The organism is Nonomuraea sp. NPDC050540 (genome assembly GCF_044457485.1).
Lineage (GTDB): Bacteria > Actinomycetota > Actinomycetes > Streptosporangiales > Streptosporangiaceae > Nonomuraea.
In genome coordinates this window covers 397,281-412,977 of the sequence record NZ_JBITHA010000006.1, presented here as the reverse complement: position 1 = coordinate 412,977, position 15,697 = coordinate 397,281, and the positions used below count along the sequence as shown (strand labels likewise).

Below are 15,697 nucleotides of genomic sequence, written 5' to 3'. Positions count from 1 at the left end.
GGGTCACGCAGCCCGTTTTCGCATTCTCCTGATCTGGAGCATTCACGAAATGTCGCATGACTCCCTGTCCGCGTGGTACGCGGACTTCTTCACCGAGCTGCCCAACGCCTTCTGGCGCGCGGCCGTACCCGAGGAACTGACCGGCGACGAGGTCGCCTTCGTCGTCCGCGCTGCCGGGCTCCGTCCCGGCTCCCGGGTGCTGGACGTGCCCTGCGGCAGCGGGCGGCACGCGCTCGAACTGGCCCGGCGCGGCTGCCGGGTCACCGGGCTCGACGTCTCGGCCGAGGCCGTCGCCCACGCCCGGGCCGCGGCCGAGGCCGAAGGGCTCGACCTCGACCTGCGCCGGGGCGACATGCGGGCGCTGCCCGCCGACGTCCGGGCCGAGGCGGTCATCTGCATGGGCAACTCCTTCGGCTACCTGGAACACGCCGCCACGCGGGAGTTCCTGGCCGGGCTGGCCGCGCTCGTCGTGCCCGGCGGCGCGCTCGTCCTGGACTACGGGTTCGTGGCCGAGTCGCTGCTTCCCGGCCTGAGCCTGGAGGAGGAGCCGATGACCTTCGGCGGCGTCGAGGCGGTCTCGGTCAACGAGTACGACGAGGCCGCCGGCCGCTGGCTCACCTCGTTCACCTTCCGCAGGGGCGAGCAGGAGCACCGCGGGACCTCGGTGCAGCACGTGTACACCGCGGCCGAGGTCGTCCGGCTGGTCACCGAGGCCGGGTTCACCGGTGCCGGGCTGTACGGCGGGCCTGACGGCACGCCGTACCGGCTGGGCAGTCCCAGGCTGCTCCTGGTGGCACGGCGGCCTTAGGCTCCGGGGCCGCGCCCGCCGGCCGGGCGGGCGCGGCTCATCGCGACGGCCGGCGCGGGCGGGCAGGGCTCACTCCGACGGCGGGAGGCGGTACACCGACACGTGCGAACGCGACTCGGCGGTGAACTCGGACCCCGACCAGTCGGCGTGCCTGCTCTCCAGCTCGAACCCGGCCAGCTGCCCCATCAGGTCGAGCTCGCCCGGCCAGATGTAGCGGTGCGGGCTGCGGAACACCCGGCCCCGCCCGTCCTCGCCGAACCTGAAGTGGTGGGAGACGATCCGCTGCCCCAGCACGTCGTAGGTGTCCAGGCCGATGTAGCCGGGCTCGTGGTGCCAGACGGTCGCCTGCCTGCCCGGCGGCAGCGTGCGCAGCTCGGGCACCCACAGCTCGATCACGAACCGGCCGCCCGGCGAGAGGTGGCGGGCGGCGTTGCGGAAGCACGCCACCTGCCCGGCCTGGGTGAGCAGGTTGGAGATCGTGTTGTAGACGAGGTAGACGAGCGAGAACTCCCCGGGGGCCGTCGCGGCCGACATGTCCCCGGTGATCACGGGGATCGCCGCCTCGTCCGCCTTCGTCCGCAACTGCTCGATCATCGGCCGCGACAGCTCGATGCCGGTGACCGCCACCCCCCGCTCGGCCAGCGGCAGGGCGACGCGGCCCGTCCCGATCGCGAACTCCAGCGCCCGCCCGCCGCCCGCGAGCTCCGCGAGCCGGTCCACGGCCGGCTTCAGGACCTCGGGCGCGAACATGCCGGTCCCCGGCGTGTCATAGCCGCGCGCGGCGTCCTCGTCCCAGATCTCTTCCTGTCGCATGCCGCCAACGATGACCATGGACGCGCGTCTTTGTCCAGCGGCGCTTGCCTCAGCGGTAGTCCTCGCAGCGGACCGCGCCCTTCTCCGGTACGGTCACCCGCACCTCGTCCACGTCCACGCCGCGCCCGGCCGCGGTGGCGGCGGCGATCGTGCAGACGAGCTGGCCGGTGGCCATGCGCGACAGCCGCTCGACCGGCGGCAGCCAGGTGCCGCCGACCAGCATCGACGAGCCCTTCTCCAGCGCGAAGCCGTCGTCGCTCACCTGGACGGCCAGATTCCTGGGCAGGACCGTGTCGAAGTCGCGCCCGCGTTCCTTGGCGGTGGGGCCGCCGGTCAGCAGTTCGACCGCCCCGGCGGCGTCCAGCGGGCCCTCGGGCCGGCCGACGGAGGCCAGGCTCCCGTTCTGCACGAAGTACAGGCGGGTGCCCTGGGTGAACCCGCGGGCCGGTTCGCCGGCGCCGACCACGCCGGTGGGCCCGGTGCCGCAGGCCGTGGCGGCCAGGAGGAGCAGCGGGAGCAGGGACCGGCCGGTCACGGTCGGGTCCTCGGCAACGTGAGCGTGAAGACGGCGCCGGGGCCCGGGGCGACGGACAGGTCGCCGCCGTGCAGCAGGGCGTTCTCGCGGGCGATGGCCAGGCCGAGCCCGCTGCCCTCGGAGCGGGCGCGGGCGGCGTCGGCCTTGTAGAAGCGTTCGAACACGTGCGGCAGGACGTCGGCGGGCAGGCCGGGGCCGTGGTCGGCCACCTTGAGGGTGAGCGCCCGTTCGCCGGCGCGCAGCGTGAGCGTGACCGGCGGCGCGCCGTGGCGCAGCGCGTTGCCGACGAGGTTGGCGACGATGACGTCCAGGCGGCGCGGGTCCAGCGCGAGGTGGATGCCCCCGGGCAGGTCGGCGGTGACCGCATCGGTCCAGCCGCGCGCACGCAGGCAGGCGGCGACCGCCTTGCCCACGTCCATCTCGTTGAGGTTGAGCACGGCCGCGCCCGCGTCGAACCGGGAGATCTCCATCAGGTCGTCCACGAGCCGGGTGAGCCGGGCGACCTCGGCGGTGACCATGCGGGCGGCGGTGCCCGCGTCGGCGTCCAGCCGGCCGGCCCCGGCTTCGAGCACGTCGGTGACGGCGGTCGCGGCGGCCAGCGGGGTGCGCAGCTCGTGCGAGACGTCGGCGACGAACCGGCGCGATCTGGCCTCCATCTCGCGCAGCTCGCCGACCGAGCGTTCGAGGGCGGCGGCGGTCTCGTTGAACCGGCCCGCCAACCGCGCCAGCTCGTCGCCGCCGCGTACCGGCAGCCGCGTCTCCAGCCGTCCCTCGCCCAGGCGGCGCGCGGCGCGGTCCAGGTCGGCGACCGGGCGCAGCACGCCGCGCGCGGCCAGCAGCCCGGCCAGCACCGCCACCAGCACGACGGGCGCCGCCGCCGTCCGCGCCGCGCGCAGCACTGCCGCCTCGTCGGCGGCGGCCTGCGCGAGCGACTCCACGAGGTAGACGGTGATCCCGGACGGCGTGCCGCCCGCGCGCAGCATCACCCTGCTCCCTCCCACCAGGTACGGCACGCCGTCCCGGCTGACCCGCTGCCAGGCCAGCTCGGGCCGGCTCGCCACGGCCTGCCGCAGGCCGGCGGTGATGCGGGCGTCGCTGGGGACGGCGCCGTCCCTGACCACGTACACCTTGCGGTCGCCCACTTCGAGGTCCTCGGCGAGCAGGGCCAGCTCGCCGTCGTCGGCGGGCAGCGCGACGTCGCGCGACAGCAGCAGCACCCGGTTCCTGAAGTCGTCGAGCAGCCGGTCCTGCACCCCGCCCACCAGGTCCTTGCGGGCCTGGAGATAGGTCAGCCCGGCCGCGGCCACCGCGCACACCCCGCCGACCAGCACGAACGTGATCACCAGCCGGGCCCGCAAGCCCCGCAGCCAGGTCATACCGGCCCGAACCGGTAACCGAACCCGCGCACGGTCTGCACGTACCGGGGCTCGGCCGGCACGTCCTCGATCTTGGCGCGCAGCCGCTGCACGCACGCGTCCACGAGCCGGGAGTCGCCCAGGTAGTCGTGCTCCCACACCGACTCGAGCAGCTGCTGCCTGGTGAACACCCGGCCGGGCGCCGCCGACAGGTGCAGCAGCAGCCGTAGCTCCATCGGCGGCAGCGCGACCTCGCGCCCGTCCCTGCTGACGGTGAGGGAGGCGCGGTCGACGCGGAGCGCGCCGTGGGTCTCGACGGGCGACTGCACACTCTCGGTACGGCGCAGCACCGCCCTGATCCGGGCCTCCAGCACCTGCGGGCGCACCGGCTTGACCACGTAGTCGTCGGCCCCCGCCTCCAGCCCGCCGACCACGTCGAAGTCGTCGCCCCGCGCGCTCAGCATCACGATGGAGGTGGCGGTGCCCGCGCGGATCCTCCGGCAGACCTCGAACCCGTCGATGCCGGGCAGCATGAGGTCGAGCACGACCACGTCGGCGGCGAACTCCGCCAGCCGGTCGAGGCCCTCCTCGCCGGACGCCGCCGCCTCGACCTCGTGGTCGCGGCCCTTCAGGGCGAGCGTCAGACCGTCCCTGACGGCCGGGTCGTCCTCGATCAGCAACACGCGAGCCATGCGTCCCAGTATCGGCCGCGCTGACGTGCGCTTTGTCCGGTCTCAGGAGCTATTACAGGTTCATGACATCGTGCGGACCGGTTGCGCACAGTGCCGCGCCAGAGTCTCAGGGGCAATCAGCAGCCACCTCCAGGAGGAATTCGTGATCATCAGCAGGCGACGTCTGGCCGTCATGGCCGCCCTGCCCGCGCTGGCCCTGAGCGCGGCCTGCGGAGCGCAGAGCTTCGCCAGCACCGGGAGCCAGAGCCCCGCGGCTTCCGCTTCCGCGTCCGCCAAGCCGACCTGGCACGAGACCGCGCTGAAGTTCGCGGCCTGCATGCGGGACAACGGCATCGACGTCCCCGACCCGGTCAAGGGCCAGGACCTCGACACCAGCGCCGTCACCAAGGTCACCCAGGCCAAGCTCGACGCCGCCATGAAGGCGTGCAAGGAATGGGACTCGGTGATCCTCGGCAGCAGCGAGCCGGCCTCGCCCGAGGAGGACGCCGCGTTCGCCGCCTGGGCGACGTGCCTGCAGAAGGGCGGCGTGTGGCAGCCGCTCGGCAAGGAGGCGAAGCCGGCCGGGTTCAAGCAGGTCAAGCCGGGCTCGGCCGCGGAGAAGCAGGTCTTCGCGGGGTGCGCGTCGCTGCGGCCGCCGGCGCCGTACGAGCAGTAGAAGCCGGGACCCTCACCCGGGCCATGGCCTCCGCGCCGTCCCACCGGGGGACGGACGGCGCGGAGGCGGGTGAGGGGTCCCTCAGCAGGACAGGTTGCCGCCGGGGGTGACGCCGAGGATCTGGGTGAAGCGCTGGTAGGCGTTGATCCGGCTCTGCACCTGGGCGGGGTTGCGCCCGTTGCACTCCAGGCTGCCGTTGATGCTGCGGATGGTCTCGCCGAAGCCGCGGCCGTTGACCATCGCGTTGTGCGGGGTCATGGTGCCGGGGCCGTTCTGGGTCATCCAGTACCAGATCGCGGTCTTCCAGGCCACGGACGCGTCCTGCTGCACCAGCCACGGGTTGGTCAGCAGCGGCAGGCCCAGCGCGTCACCGGCCGCCTTGTAGTTGAAGTTCCAGCTCAGCTGGATGGGGCCGCGGCCGTAGTACGCGGCCTGCCCGGCGGGGCAGCCGTACGGCTGGCTCGCGTCGCAGTAGTGCGGGTAGTTGGCGGTGTTCTGCTCCACGATGTGGACGAGGCCGCCGGTCTCGTGGTTGACGTTGGCCAGGAAGGCCGCGGCCTCCTGCTTCTTGACGGTGTCGCTGCCCGTCTTGGCGAAGGCGGGGTAGGCGCTGAGGGCGGCGGTCAGGCCGCTGTAGGTGTAGAAGGAGTTCCGGCTCGGGAACATCTGGTTGAACTGCGCCTGGCTCACCACGAACCCCGACGGGTCCGGCGGGTCGGTCGGGCCGGGGCCGCCGTCGCAGGCGTAGGGGTCCCAGAACCAGTGGCTGATCACCGGGTCGTATCCAGGGTTCTCGTGGACGGCGATGTAGTGGTTGCCGTCGGTGTAGCGGACGATGCTGCCCACCGCGTAGAACGTCCCGGCGGCCCAGTTCGGGTAGTTGCACGGTGTGCCACCGCCGCCGCCTCCCGAGCAGGTGCCCTGGTCGGCCCAGACGGCGGCGCTGCCCGGACTCTCGTTCTGGGTCCACCACTTGGCGGACCAGTTGTGCCCGTTGTGCGACACGACGGCGCCTCCGTTGTATACGGCCGAGGAGCTCCATGCCGTGGCGCAGGCCGCGGCGCTGGCGGCGGACGGCAGGACGACCGCCAGCACACCCATCGCCATGAGCAGCGCGGCCAGCGGGGCCAGGAGTTTTCGCACGTGATCACTTCCTTGGGGGGTGTAATGCTTAGGAAAGTTTCCTAATAGTCAACTCCCGATGAGGAAACGCGCAAGACCCAAAGTCAAGGGGGTACGGATGCCAACATGGTCATTCAGGCGTACTTTGATGAACATCAACGCCGTTCCTTCGTCGCCGTCTGAGAGGCCCATGTTTCTCCGCAGCCCGCACCTTCCCTCCTCGCGACCGACCGGTCTGCTGATCGGCATCGGGTTCTTCGTCGTGATCGCCGCCTGCGCGCTGGTCGCCTTACTGGTCCCGCACGCCCAGGTCGAGATCCGCTTCGCCGTCGTGGGCCTGATCGCCGCCCTCTACGCCGGCCTCACCGCCGACCTGATCGCCTCCGCCGCGACCGGGGCGCTGGCCTGGACGATGGCCACCGGCTTCCTCATCGACCCCGCCGGTGAGCTGGTGGTGTCGGGCGGCATGGACGCGATCAGGCTCGCCGCCATCGTCGGCCTGTGCGTGGCCAGCGGCCTGTACGGCGCCTTCCGCCAACGCCACACGCCGACCTAGCGGATGCCCCCGGGAGCGGGCGGCTCCCTGGAATGGCCATCCCTAGAATGAGCACGTGAACCACATATTGCCGATTCATGGCCGTAAAGCACCACGTGGTGGACCCTGGGAGATCACCGGCCGGATCTCCCCGGCGACGTGCTGAGCGCCGCGGGCCTGGGCGCCGAGGAGGAGGCCGCCTACCGGCTCCTGGTCAGGACCGCCGAGGTCGAGGTCGCCGAGCTGGCGGGCGAGCTGGGCGTGGCGGACGAGGCGGCCCGCCGGGCGCTCGGGTCGTTGCTGGCCAAGGGGCTGGCGCGTGCCGTACCTGGCGAAAGCGACACGTTCACCGCGGTCGCCCCCGACGTCGCGCTCGCGGCGCGGCTGCACCGGCGCCAGGAGGAAGTGGACCGGGCCCGGCAGGCCGTGGAGCAGCTCACGGGGGAGTACCTGGCCCATTCCAGGCGGCGCGAGGCCGCGCAGCTGATCGAGGTGGTCAGCAGCAGGACGGTCCTGCGCGAACAGCTGCGGCTGATGCAGGACAACGCCCGGAACGAGGTCGTGAGCCTGTGCAGGGCCGGGCACGTGGCGATGACCTCGCAGGAGAACACCGAGGAACTGGCCGCGCTGCGGCGCGGGGTGGGCTTCCGAGTCCTGTACGAGCGGGCTCTGCTCGAAGAGCCCGGCATGCTGGTCAACCTCGCCGAGGGGATCACGCTCGGGGAGCAGGCGCGCGCCCTCCCGGAACTGCCGGTGCGCATGATGATCGCCGACGGCGAGCTGGGCGTGCTCCCGCTGGTCCAGCACACCGGCGGGCTGACCCAGCTCACCGCCGCCCTGGTACGGCCGAGCAGCCTCCTCGACGCGCTCAAGGCGCTGTTCGAGACCCTGTGGGAGCGGGCCACCCCCGTCAGCCTCACCACGCCGGGCAGCCCGCTCGACGCCGACCACCTCTACCTGCTGTCGCTGCTGCTGGCGGGCGTGCCCGACAAGTCGATCGCCACGCAGCTGAAGGTGTCGCAGCGCACCGTCCAGCGCCGCATCACCCACCTGATGGAGCGGGCGGGCGCCCAGACCCGGATGCAACTGGCCTGGCACGCCGCCCGCGAGAACTGGCTGTGACCGTCGAAGACGGGCCTTAGGGGCGGGCGCCGGCGCGGCGCAGGATCAGCTTGACCAGCTCGCCCAGCCACAGGATCACCGAGCCCACGCCCGCGCAGGTCAGCCACTGCCCCGCGGTGAGGTTGGTGACGGAGAAGAAGGCGTGCAGGCCCTTCCACTCCACCATGGCCGCCAGCAGGACGAGCACGACGCCGATCGCCACGAACGTCGAGCGGTTGGAGAAGGTGTCGCGGTGGAAGGCGCTGCGCAGGTCGTTGCGGACGTTGACCAGGTTGAAGACCTGGAAGAAGACGAAGGTGACGAAGGCCATCGTCGCGGCGGCCGGCGGGGGAGCCAGCGCGAGCACGGCCAGCGTGCCCGCGGCCATCGTCGTCCCGGCCAGCAGGATCCGCAGCAGCCGCGCGGTGGTGAGGATGCGCTCGTCCCGCGGGCGCGGCGGGCGCGACATGACGTCGGGCCCCGCCGGGTCGACGCCGAGCGAGAGCGCGGGCGGGCCGTCCATGATGAGGTTCACGAAGAGGATCTGCACGGCGGTGAACGGCGCGCCGCCCGCCAGCCCGGTGATCGACGCCGCCAGGAACGTGAGCACGAACCCGAACGCCGTCGACAACTGGAAGCGGGTGAACTTCACGATGTTGGCGTAGATGCCGCGCCCCTCGCGGACCGCGTCGACCACGGTCGCGAAGTTGTCGTCGGTGAGGATCATCGTGGCGGCTTCCTTGCTCACCTCGGTCCCGGTGACGCCCATGGCCACGCCGATGTCGGCCCGGCGCAGGGCCGGGGCGTCGTTGACGCCGTCACCGGTCATCGCCACCACGGCGCCGCCGTCCTGCAGCGCGCGCACGATCCGGATCTTGTGCTGCGGGGTGACCCGGGCCACGACCCCGATGTCCGGCAGCTGCCTGGCCAGCTCCTCGTCGGAGAGCTCGTCCAGCTCGGCGCCGGTCACCGCCTTGCCGGGGATGTCCAGCTCGCGGGCGATGGCAGCGGCGGTGACGGCGTGGTCGCCGGTGATCATCCGTACCTGGACGCCCGCCCGGTGGCACTGCTCGATGGCGGCCGACGCCTCGGGCCGCGCCGGGTCGACGATGCCGACCAGCGCCATCAGCACGATGCCGTCGAGCATCGACTTGAGATCGGCGTCCTCGGGCAGAGCGGGAAAGTCCTTCACGCCGACGGCCAGCACGCGCAGCCCCTGCTCGGCCAGCTCGCCGTTGGCGGCGGCGTAGTCCTCGCGGGCCGCCGCGTCGAAGGGCCGCCGGCCGTCGGCGGTCAGGTAGCGGTCGGCGCGGGCGGCCAGCACGTCCGGCGCGCCCTTGACGAAGCAGCGCACCCGGCCGTCCTCCTCGTGGAAGGTGGCCATGAACTTGTCGTCGGAGTCGAAGGGCACCTCGGCGATCCGCGGATGCCTGCGCCGCAGGGCGGCGACGTCGACCCCGCCCTTCTCGGCCAGCACGACCATGGCCAGCTCGGTGGGATCGCCGACCACGTCGTCGGCGGCGCGTACCACCGCGTCGGTGCACAGCGCCATGGCGACGAGCGCGACGTGCAGCGTCTGGCTGTCGGGCGGGTCGTCGTCGGTGCTGCGGATGCGTCCCTCCACCGCGTAGCCGTGGCCGGAGACGGTGAAGCGCCGGTCGGCCAGGTACACCTCGCGGGCGGTCATCTGGTTGAGCGTCAGCGTGCCGGTCTTGTCGGTGCAGATCTGGGAGGTGCTGCCCAGGGTCTCCACCGAGGCCAGCCGCTTGACGATGGCGCCTCTGCGGGCCAGGCGGGCCGTACCCATGGCGAGGGTGAAGGCCACGACGGCGGGCAGCCCTTCGGGGACCGTGGCCACCGCCAGCGAGACGGCGGTCGTGAACAGATCGCCGACCGGCTGCCCGCGCAGCAGGCCCAGGACGAACACGACCGCGATCACCGCGAGCGCGATCAGCGCCAGGGTCTTGCCGAGCGTGTCGATCTGGCGCTGCAGCGGGGTCGGCGCCTGCTTGGTCTGCTGGAGCAGCCCGGCGATCTGCCCGATCTCGGTCGAGGCGCCGGTCGCGGTCACGATCATGCGGGCGTGGCCGCGGGTGACCGTGGTGTTCATGAACACCACGGTGGAGCGCTCGGCCAGCGGCGCGTCCCGGGCCACGACCGCGCCGGCGGACTTGGCGGACGGCTCCGCCTCGCCGGTCAGCGCCGACTCCTGCACCTCCAGCGACGCCGAGGACACCAGCCGCCCGTCGGCTGGTACGCGGTCGCCCGCCTCCAGGTCCACGACGTCGCCCGGCACCAGATCGGCCGCGTCGAGCCGCATGGCCGCCCCGCCCCGCAGCACGGTGGCCTCGGTGTGGAGCATCTTGCGCAGCGCCTCCAGCGACGCCTCCGCCCTGGACTCCTGCACGAACCCGATCGTCGCGTTCAGGATCACGACCAGCACGATGATCGCCGGCGTCTCCCACTCGCGGGTCACCGCGAAGCTCACCAGGGCCGCGCCGATCAGCGTCAGGATCAGCAGGTCCTGGAACTGCCGCAGGTAGGCGTGCCAGCGCGGCTCGCGCGGCGCCTCGGGCAGCCGGTTGGCGCCGTGCTCGTCCCTCCGCCGTACGGCTTCCGCCCCGCTCAGCCCGCCGGCCGGGTCGACGCCCAGCCGCTCGGCCGTCTCGGCGGCGTCCATCGCATACCAAGCGCTCATGAGCCCACGCTATGATCGCGATCCCCTTGCCGCCATCTGGCACATGGCGGCATTCAGCCAATTCTGTCCCCCGCGCCCGGGGCGTGAAATCAGGGCGTGAAAACCACCCTCGGTCGCCGCCCGATCACTCTATGCTGTGGTGGGGCCTGCGGCGTGGACACTATGGGGGTTCTCCACCCGCCAGGCCCCCCTCACTCAGGCGACCAGCCGCCCGATCACCCAGTGCAGGTAGGTGCGGAAGCGCGCCAGTTCCGCGGGCTTCACCGTGCGCTCGCTCCGCCGCCGTTCGAGAACGCCGCCGGTGAGAAACCCATAGACGCACCACACGATCATCCAGACGAAGTAGCGGGTCTCGACCCCGGGCGGCAGCAAAGGCGAGATCGCCCGGAGGATCTCGTCCAGGAGCGGCCGGGTATAGGCCTCCTCGAGTTCCGGGATGTCCGCCGCGTCGCCCATCCAGCGATGCATCCAGAGCAGCACCAGCATCGGGTTGGCGGCGAAGAAGTCGAGATAGGCGTCCACCATGCGGTGCAGCGCCTCGGGCGTGCCCGTGAACTGCGCGAGCGCCGCCGAGATCGCGGCGTGTTCCGCCTCGTCGGCCTTGAGCATGACGGTCTTGTACAGATCCGCCTTGCCGCCGAACTCCTGGCCGACGAAGGCCGGCTCCACCCCGGCCGCCCGCGCGATGAGCCCGACATCCGTTTCGTCGTAACCCAGTTCGGCGAAAAGCTTGGTCGCCACCTCAAGGACCTGATCCACGCTCACCGCACAACCCTAGGTAGGCCCCGCCCCGTTTCCCAGCAGGCTCGCTGCCGGGCGCTGGACCGGACCGCCCGGCCGGGTTACGGTCGGAGCGGCACGCCCGAAGTCATCCCGCGGACCCGCAGGGGGTGCGTCATCAGCGCAGTACGGATCATTCTGGGTTTGTCGTTGTCCCTCGCCTTCGCCCTCACCGCCGCGCCCGCCCAGGCGGCAGGGCCCATCTGCATCCCCGAGGCCCCGGTGTGCGCCGGCCTCGACAACGGGCGCTTCGTCTTCACCATCAAGCCGCGGCCGTCCACCCTGTCGATGCAGAGCACGGTCAACGGAGCGCCCCGCGGCGGGTCGATCTCCACGTGGAGCACGCCCACCCACCTGGAGGGCGTCTACTACCCGAGCCCGGCGCTGGTGCCGGGCGACGTGGTGTGCATGTCGTTCTACGCCCCCGGTGTGCCGCCGGGGCCGTACTGCGGCACCCACTAGGGCGGCTACGGACCTTCTGGGTCGACCGCGTCCCGGTCGGCCCAGAACGGTTCCACGAGCTCCCTGATCCCTTGCGCGCCGACGCGCTCCAGCACGGCCAGCGCGCCGATGTTGCACACGAGCTGCCGGGTACTGCTGGCGCCGAACAGCACGGTGCCGGTCGCCGGATGCGACAGCGCGAAGGCGATGCAGAGCTGGGCCGCGGTCGCCCGCACGCCGGCGGCGGCCTCGGCAAGACCGGGGGCGGCCCGGACGATCTGCTCGCGGACGCCGCCGGGGTCGCGGCCGACCTGCCGGGCAGGGCTGGTCCTGCCCGCCAGGATGCCGCCCTCCATCACGTCGGAGGCCTGCAGCGACAGGCCCTCGGCGAACAGCGGCGCGAACGGCCCGCCGTCCGGGATCGAGCGGCGGCACGGGCTGTACTTGAGCTGCGCGAGCTGCGGCCCGGGGGAGCCGGCGGCCAGGGCGTGCCCGCGGATCGTCCTGATCGCGCTCGCCGACCAGTTGTTGACGCCCCAGCAGCCGATGATCCCGTCGCGCTCCAGCTCGGCCAGGTCGCCGGCCAGCCGTTCGAGATCGAGGCCGGCGCGCCGGACGTCGCCGAGGACCACCAGGTCGGCCCGGTCGGCGCCGGCCCGGAACAGCGCGTGCTCCAGCTGCTCGCGCAAGGGCTGCTCGGGGTAGCGCTCCAGCCAGAGCTTCTCCGACAGCAGGTAGTCGTCCCTGGCGATGCCCGCGGCGCGCACGATGGCCGAGAACAGCACGTCGGTGAAGACCGGCGGGTGCCCCGGCATGCCGTAGACGCCGATGTCGAACAGGTTGACGCCCAGGTCGACGGCGTGGCGCACCATGGCGACGGCCTCGGCGAAGTCCATGCGGTCGTAGATGTGCCAGGAGCCCAGGGACAGGACCGAGGCCTCGGGCCCGTGCGTGCCGATCGTGCGGCGGGGAACGGTGTGCATGAGACTCCTCGTCACGGTAGCCACGGGTGGATGACGGCTTTGACCTCGTCGAGCCTCGACATCGACCGGAGCGCGCCGGTGGCCGCGCCCAGCCCGGCGGGGGCGCCGAACATGGCGTTCCAGTCGAAGCGCGCGCGGAAGGCGCGCAGGAACTCCAGGGCGCGGTGGTAGTCGCCGATGTCGCCGTTGAGCGAGCCGAGGACGTTCAGTTCCTTGCCCATGACCGTGCCCATGGGGACAGGGTCGGGGCGCGGTCCGGTGCTGCCGACGACCACGAACGTGCCGCCCCAGGCGGCCATGTCCACCGCCTCCGCGGCCACGCCGGGCGCGCCGGCCAGGTCGAGCACGAGTTCGGCGCCGCGCCCGTCGGTGGCCTCGAGTACCTGGCCGAGGCGCTCGGGCGGCGTGCCGTCCAGGCCGATCACGACGTCGGCTCCGAAGCCTCGGGCCAGCTCCAGCCGGGCCGCCGGGGCGCCGACGGTGATGACGGTGCCCGCCCCCGAGGCGGCGGCCATGGCCGTGGCCACCAGGCCGAGGGCGCCGGCGCCCTGGACGACGACCGCGGCGCCGGGGCGGATTCCGCCGGCCCTGCCGTACGCGTGGACGACGGTCTTGACGGCGCAGCCCGCGGCGGCCGCCCAGGTGTCGGGGACGTCGTCGGGCAGCAGGAGTTTCAGCGCGCCCGGCCGGACGTAGGCGTACTCGGCCAGACCGCAGGTGGAGTACGGCCACGCGTCCGCGCGCTGCGTGAACCCGTACCCGCGCTGGGCACAGGCGACGGGGGCGCGCAGCACGGCGCAGCCGTAACAGTGCCCGCACGTCGACTCCGACCAGCCGATCCGGTCCCCGGCCCGCACCGGCCGGCCCAGCGCGTCCAGGGTGCCGGGCCCGGCGGCGGCGACCGTCCCCGACATCTCGTGGCCGAGCACCATGGGCAGCATCCCCGGCCAGGACATCGCCCCGGACCAGATGTGCACGTCGGTGGCGCACAGGGTGGCGCAGCCGATCCTGACGACGGCCGCGCCCGGCTCCACCTCCTCGGGCAGCGGGAGCTCCTCGATGACCAGCGGCTCGCCGTGCTCGCGGAGCACGGCGGCGCGGGTGGCGGTCGGGGCAGGCACGATCGGGGTCCTTTCTCAGCGGGTGTGGGCGGTGTCCCAGACTTCGTTCCTGCTGCGCCACCACAGCAGCACCAGGATCACCAGGAAGGGCACCACGCCGCGGTAGGCCTGCAGGCCGCTCAGCGACACGGCGACGCCTTCCAGCAGCCCGAGTATCAGCCCGCCGGCCAGCGTCATGGGCAGGCTGCGGAACGCGCCCACCATGGCCACGGCCAGCGCGGTGGTGATGAGGTTGCCGAGCGTGGCGAAGTCGCCGCCCAGCCGGGGCGCGACCAGGACGATGACGAGCGTGCTGAGCCCGCCGATGACCGCCCACACCGCCATGGCCAGGCGCGGCACGGCGATGCCGACCACCTGCGCGGTCGTGGGACGCTCCGACAGCGCCTGCAGCCGCAGGCCGAGCAGGGTCCGGCTGAACAGCAGCCCCACCCCGGCGGTGATGAGCGCGGCGAAGGCCAGCGAGACCAGCGTGGAGACCGGCACCACGACGTCGCCCAGCACGAACGCGGGCCCGTCCAGCGGCGCGGGGAAGCGCCGGGTGCCCGTGGTGGCGCTGCCGAACACGCGCAGCCCGATCGCCATGACGGCCACGTAGAGCGCGACGGTCACCGCCGCCTTGGTCCGCTCGCTGTGCTCGCCGAACCACCGCACGAGCACCGCGCCGACGAGCGCCGACAGCGCGGCGCCCGCCGCGACCCCCGCGGCCAGCGCGAGCGCCCCGTGCGCGCCCGCGCCGATCAGCGAGACCATCACGTACGCGCCCACCGCCCCCGTGGCCGCCATGGCGAAGTTCACCACGGCGACCAGCCGGTAGGTCAGCACCACGCACAGCCCGAGCAGCGCGTACACGCCGCCGCTCGTCAGCCCGGCGATCAGGGAGTTGAGCATCGCTCAGCCCTTGCCGGGGACGACGAACCCCTCGGGCAGCACCCGCCACGCGCGGTTCTCCGCCTTCACGAACCTGGCGCCCTCGACCGGGTTGTGCGCGTCGCCGGGCCCGAACACGTACGGCGTGCCGACCATGGGATAGTCCACCGGCTTCATCTCCTTGAAGGCCTTGGTCACCGACTCGCGGGTGATCGGCCCCTGGATGCCCTTGAGCACCTGGACGAAGACGTCGGCCGCCATGACCGCCCCCTGGCTGAAGGCCGTCTTCGGGATCCCCTTGCCGCCGACGATCTTGGCCCACCTGTCGTTGCCCGGCAGGCTCTCGTCGGTGTAGGGCTGCCACTCGGTGGCCGAGTACACGTTGAGCCCCTCGGGGATCGCCTGGGCGTTGGCGTCGGTGTAGCTGTTGGCCAGCATGGCGAAGTCGACGGCGGTCATCCCCTGGGTCTTGGCCTGGGCGAACCAGGGGCCGACCTGGGAGTTGTAGACGATGCCCGTGCAGCCCGCCTCCTTGGCCTTGACCAGGTAGGGGGTCGGGTCGCCCGTCCCGACGGAGGTCTCCTTGACGGTCAGCTGCTTACCGGTGACCGTGGACCACTCCTTGATGGCGTTCTCGATGCCGTCGCCGCTGCCGGGCAGGACCGTCAGGTAGGCGCACACCTTCTCGTGCTTCTTGGTCTGCGACAGGAAGTACAGGGCGGCGGTGAGCAGCTTGTACGGGCCCGGGTTGACGGGGGCGATGTTCGGGCTGGTGAAGCAGGCGGGGTCGACGCCGACGGCCGGGATGGAGACGATGCCGGCGCTGCCGTACTTGGCCCGGTTCAGGCCGCAGTCGACGGCGCTGGAGGAGCCGACGAGCGCCACCACGCCCTCGGACTCGATCAGTTCCACGGCCGCCTCGGTGGAGCGCTGCGGGTTCATGGCGTCGTCCTTGCTGATGAACTCGATCGTGCGGCCGCCGATCCCGCCCGCCGCGTTGACCTCGTCGAAGACGGCCTGCACGGCCTTGGGCACCTCGGGCGCCTGGAACTGGCCCGTGACGCCGTTGATCGAGCCGACCTTGATGGGCCCGTCGGTGCCGCCGCCGGCGGCGCATCCGGTCAGCGCGAGCGCCGCGGCCCCGAGCGCGGCGGCGAGCCTGTGTGAAAGCTGCATGTGCGTGCTTCCTCC

Annotated in this window: 16 protein-coding genes; 5 read left to right on the top strand and 11 right to left on the bottom strand. The window is 72.5% G+C overall.

Features of this window, described 5'->3' with window-relative positions:
* Window positions 1-49 precede the first annotated feature (49 nt).
* Window positions 50-808: an SAM-dependent methyltransferase gene (locus tag ACIBI5_RS23085; RefSeq protein WP_397249892.1), complete on the top strand. Its 759-nt coding sequence runs from the start codon at window positions 50-52 to the stop codon at window positions 806-808.
* Window positions 809-877: 69 nt separating this feature from the next.
* On the opposite strand, the gene ACIBI5_RS23080 is transcribed toward ACIBI5_RS23085, so the two are convergent.
* Genes ACIBI5_RS23080 through ACIBI5_RS23065 form a run of 4 tightly spaced genes read right to left on the bottom strand, consistent with a single transcriptional unit; the run spans window position 878 to window position 4,203 of the window.
* Window positions 878-1,621 (bottom strand): class I SAM-dependent methyltransferase, encoded by a 744-nt coding sequence (locus ACIBI5_RS23080; protein ID WP_397249890.1) that lies wholly within the window; start codon window positions 1,619-1,621, stop codon window positions 878-880.
* Between the two features lie 49 nt (window positions 1,622-1,670).
* Window positions 1,671-2,156, bottom strand: coding sequence for a hypothetical protein (locus ACIBI5_RS23075; protein WP_397249888.1), 486 nt, complete (start codon window positions 2,154-2,156; stop codon window positions 1,671-1,673).
* Window positions 2,153-3,532 carry an ATP-binding protein gene (locus ACIBI5_RS23070; RefSeq protein ID WP_397249886.1) on the bottom strand — a complete coding sequence of 460 codons (1,380 nt, stop codon included), beginning with the start codon at window positions 3,530-3,532 and terminating at the stop codon, window positions 2,153-2,155. Before ACIBI5_RS23070 ends, ACIBI5_RS23075 begins: the two co-directional genes overlap by 4 nt.
* Window positions 3,529-4,203 carry a response regulator gene (locus ACIBI5_RS23065; RefSeq protein ID WP_397249884.1) on the bottom strand — a complete coding sequence of 225 codons (675 nt, stop codon included), beginning with the start codon at window positions 4,201-4,203 and terminating at the stop codon, window positions 3,529-3,531. Before ACIBI5_RS23065 ends, ACIBI5_RS23070 begins: the two co-directional genes overlap by 4 nt.
* A 142-nt stretch (window positions 4,204-4,345) precedes the next feature.
* Here ACIBI5_RS23065 and ACIBI5_RS23060 point away from each other — a divergent pair, with 142 nt between their 5' ends.
* On the top strand, window positions 4,346-4,858 hold the full coding sequence (locus tag ACIBI5_RS23060; RefSeq protein WP_397249882.1) for a hypothetical protein: 513 nt from the start codon (window positions 4,346-4,348) through the stop codon (window positions 4,856-4,858).
* A gap of 81 nt (window positions 4,859-4,939) precedes the next feature.
* Here ACIBI5_RS23060 and ACIBI5_RS23055 read toward each other — a convergent pair whose 3' ends face one another.
* Window positions 4,940-6,001 carry a glycoside hydrolase family 19 protein gene (locus ACIBI5_RS23055; RefSeq protein ID WP_397249880.1) on the bottom strand — a complete coding sequence of 354 codons (1,062 nt, stop codon included), beginning with the start codon at window positions 5,999-6,001 and terminating at the stop codon, window positions 4,940-4,942.
* Between the two features lie 169 nt (window positions 6,002-6,170).
* Here ACIBI5_RS23055 and ACIBI5_RS23050 point away from each other — a divergent pair, with 169 nt between their 5' ends.
* Entirely contained in the window at window positions 6,171-6,536 is a 366-nt protein-coding gene (locus ACIBI5_RS23050) for a hypothetical protein (RefSeq protein WP_397249878.1), read from the top strand.
* Window positions 6,537-6,674: 138 nt separating this feature from the next.
* Window positions 6,675-7,637, top strand: coding sequence for a helix-turn-helix domain-containing protein (locus ACIBI5_RS23045; RefSeq protein ID WP_397249876.1), 963 nt, complete (start codon window positions 6,675-6,677; stop codon window positions 7,635-7,637).
* A 16-nt stretch (window positions 7,638-7,653) separates the two neighbouring features.
* Here the strand turns inward: ACIBI5_RS23045 and ACIBI5_RS23040 are convergent, their stop codons facing one another.
* Both ACIBI5_RS23040 and ACIBI5_RS23035 read right to left on the bottom strand, forming a co-directional pair.
* Window positions 7,654-10,314 (bottom strand): cation-translocating P-type ATPase, encoded by a 2,661-nt coding sequence (locus ACIBI5_RS23040; protein ID WP_397249874.1) that lies wholly within the window; start codon window positions 10,312-10,314, stop codon window positions 7,654-7,656.
* A 195-nt stretch (window positions 10,315-10,509) separates the two neighbouring features.
* A complete protein-coding gene (locus ACIBI5_RS23035; RefSeq protein ID WP_397249872.1) occupies window positions 10,510-11,079 on the bottom strand; it encodes a TetR/AcrR family transcriptional regulator in 570 nt (189 codons plus the stop codon).
* Window positions 11,080-11,238: 159 nt separating this feature from the next.
* On the opposite strand from ACIBI5_RS23035, the gene ACIBI5_RS23030 reads away from it, so the two are divergent.
* Window positions 11,239-11,556, top strand: a complete 318-nt coding sequence (locus ACIBI5_RS23030) for a hypothetical protein (RefSeq protein WP_397249870.1) — start codon at window positions 11,239-11,241, stop codon at window positions 11,554-11,556.
* A gap of 5 nt (window positions 11,557-11,561) precedes the next feature.
* On the opposite strand, the gene ACIBI5_RS23025 is transcribed toward ACIBI5_RS23030, so the two are convergent.
* From ACIBI5_RS23025 to ACIBI5_RS23010, 4 genes are read right to left on the bottom strand one after another with little or no spacing between them, the layout of a single operon-like run.
* The gene (locus ACIBI5_RS23025) at window positions 11,562-12,518 is read right to left on the bottom strand and encodes an aldo/keto reductase (RefSeq protein ID WP_397249868.1); all 957 of its coding nucleotides are present in this window, start codon (window positions 12,516-12,518) and stop codon (window positions 11,562-11,564) included.
* A gap of 11 nt (window positions 12,519-12,529) precedes the next feature.
* Window positions 12,530-13,639 carry a zinc-binding dehydrogenase gene (locus ACIBI5_RS23020; protein ID WP_397249866.1) on the bottom strand — a complete coding sequence of 370 codons (1,110 nt, stop codon included), beginning with the start codon at window positions 13,637-13,639 and terminating at the stop codon, window positions 12,530-12,532.
* A gap of 15 nt (window positions 13,640-13,654) precedes the next feature.
* The gene (locus tag ACIBI5_RS23015) at window positions 13,655-14,527 is read right to left on the bottom strand and encodes a branched-chain amino acid ABC transporter permease (protein WP_397249864.1); all 873 of its coding nucleotides are present in this window, start codon (window positions 14,525-14,527) and stop codon (window positions 13,655-13,657) included.
* Window positions 14,528-14,530: 3 nt separating this feature from the next.
* Window positions 14,531-15,682 carry an ABC transporter substrate-binding protein gene (locus ACIBI5_RS23010; protein ID WP_397249862.1) on the bottom strand — a complete coding sequence of 384 codons (1,152 nt, stop codon included), beginning with the start codon at window positions 15,680-15,682 and terminating at the stop codon, window positions 14,531-14,533.
* Between the last annotated feature and the right edge of the window lie 15 nt (window positions 15,683-15,697).

What these genes read in the sequence shown, in the direction of transcription:
- ACIBI5_RS23070 (WP_397249886.1), bottom strand. Translation starts at nt 3,532, where the DNA reads ATGACCTGGCTGCGGGGCTTGCGGGCCCGGCTGGTGATCACGTTCGTG.
- ACIBI5_RS23085 (WP_397249892.1), top strand. Translation starts at nt 50, where the DNA reads ATGTCGCATGACTCCCTGTCCGCGTGGTACGCGGACTTCTTCACCGAG.
- ACIBI5_RS23080 (WP_397249890.1), bottom strand. Translation starts at nt 1,621, where the DNA reads ATGCGACAGGAAGAGATCTGGGACGAGGACGCCGCGCGCGGCTATGAC.
- ACIBI5_RS23040 (WP_397249874.1), bottom strand. Translation starts at nt 10,314, where the DNA reads ATGAGCGCTTGGTATGCGATGGACGCCGCCGAGACGGCCGAGCGGCTG.
- ACIBI5_RS23050 (WP_397249878.1), top strand. Translation starts at nt 6,171, where the DNA reads ATGTTTCTCCGCAGCCCGCACCTTCCCTCCTCGCGACCGACCGGTCTG.
- ACIBI5_RS23010 (WP_397249862.1), bottom strand. Translation starts at nt 15,682, where the DNA reads ATGCAGCTTTCACACAGGCTCGCCGCCGCGCTCGGGGCCGCGGCGCTC.
- ACIBI5_RS23015 (WP_397249864.1), bottom strand. Translation starts at nt 14,527, where the DNA reads ATGCTCAACTCCCTGATCGCCGGGCTGACGAGCGGCGGCGTGTACGCG.
- ACIBI5_RS23025 (WP_397249868.1), bottom strand. Translation starts at nt 12,518, where the DNA reads ATGCACACCGTTCCCCGCCGCACGATCGGCACGCACGGGCCCGAGGCC.
- ACIBI5_RS23065 (WP_397249884.1), bottom strand. Translation starts at nt 4,203, where the DNA reads ATGGCTCGCGTGTTGCTGATCGAGGACGACCCGGCCGTCAGGGACGGT.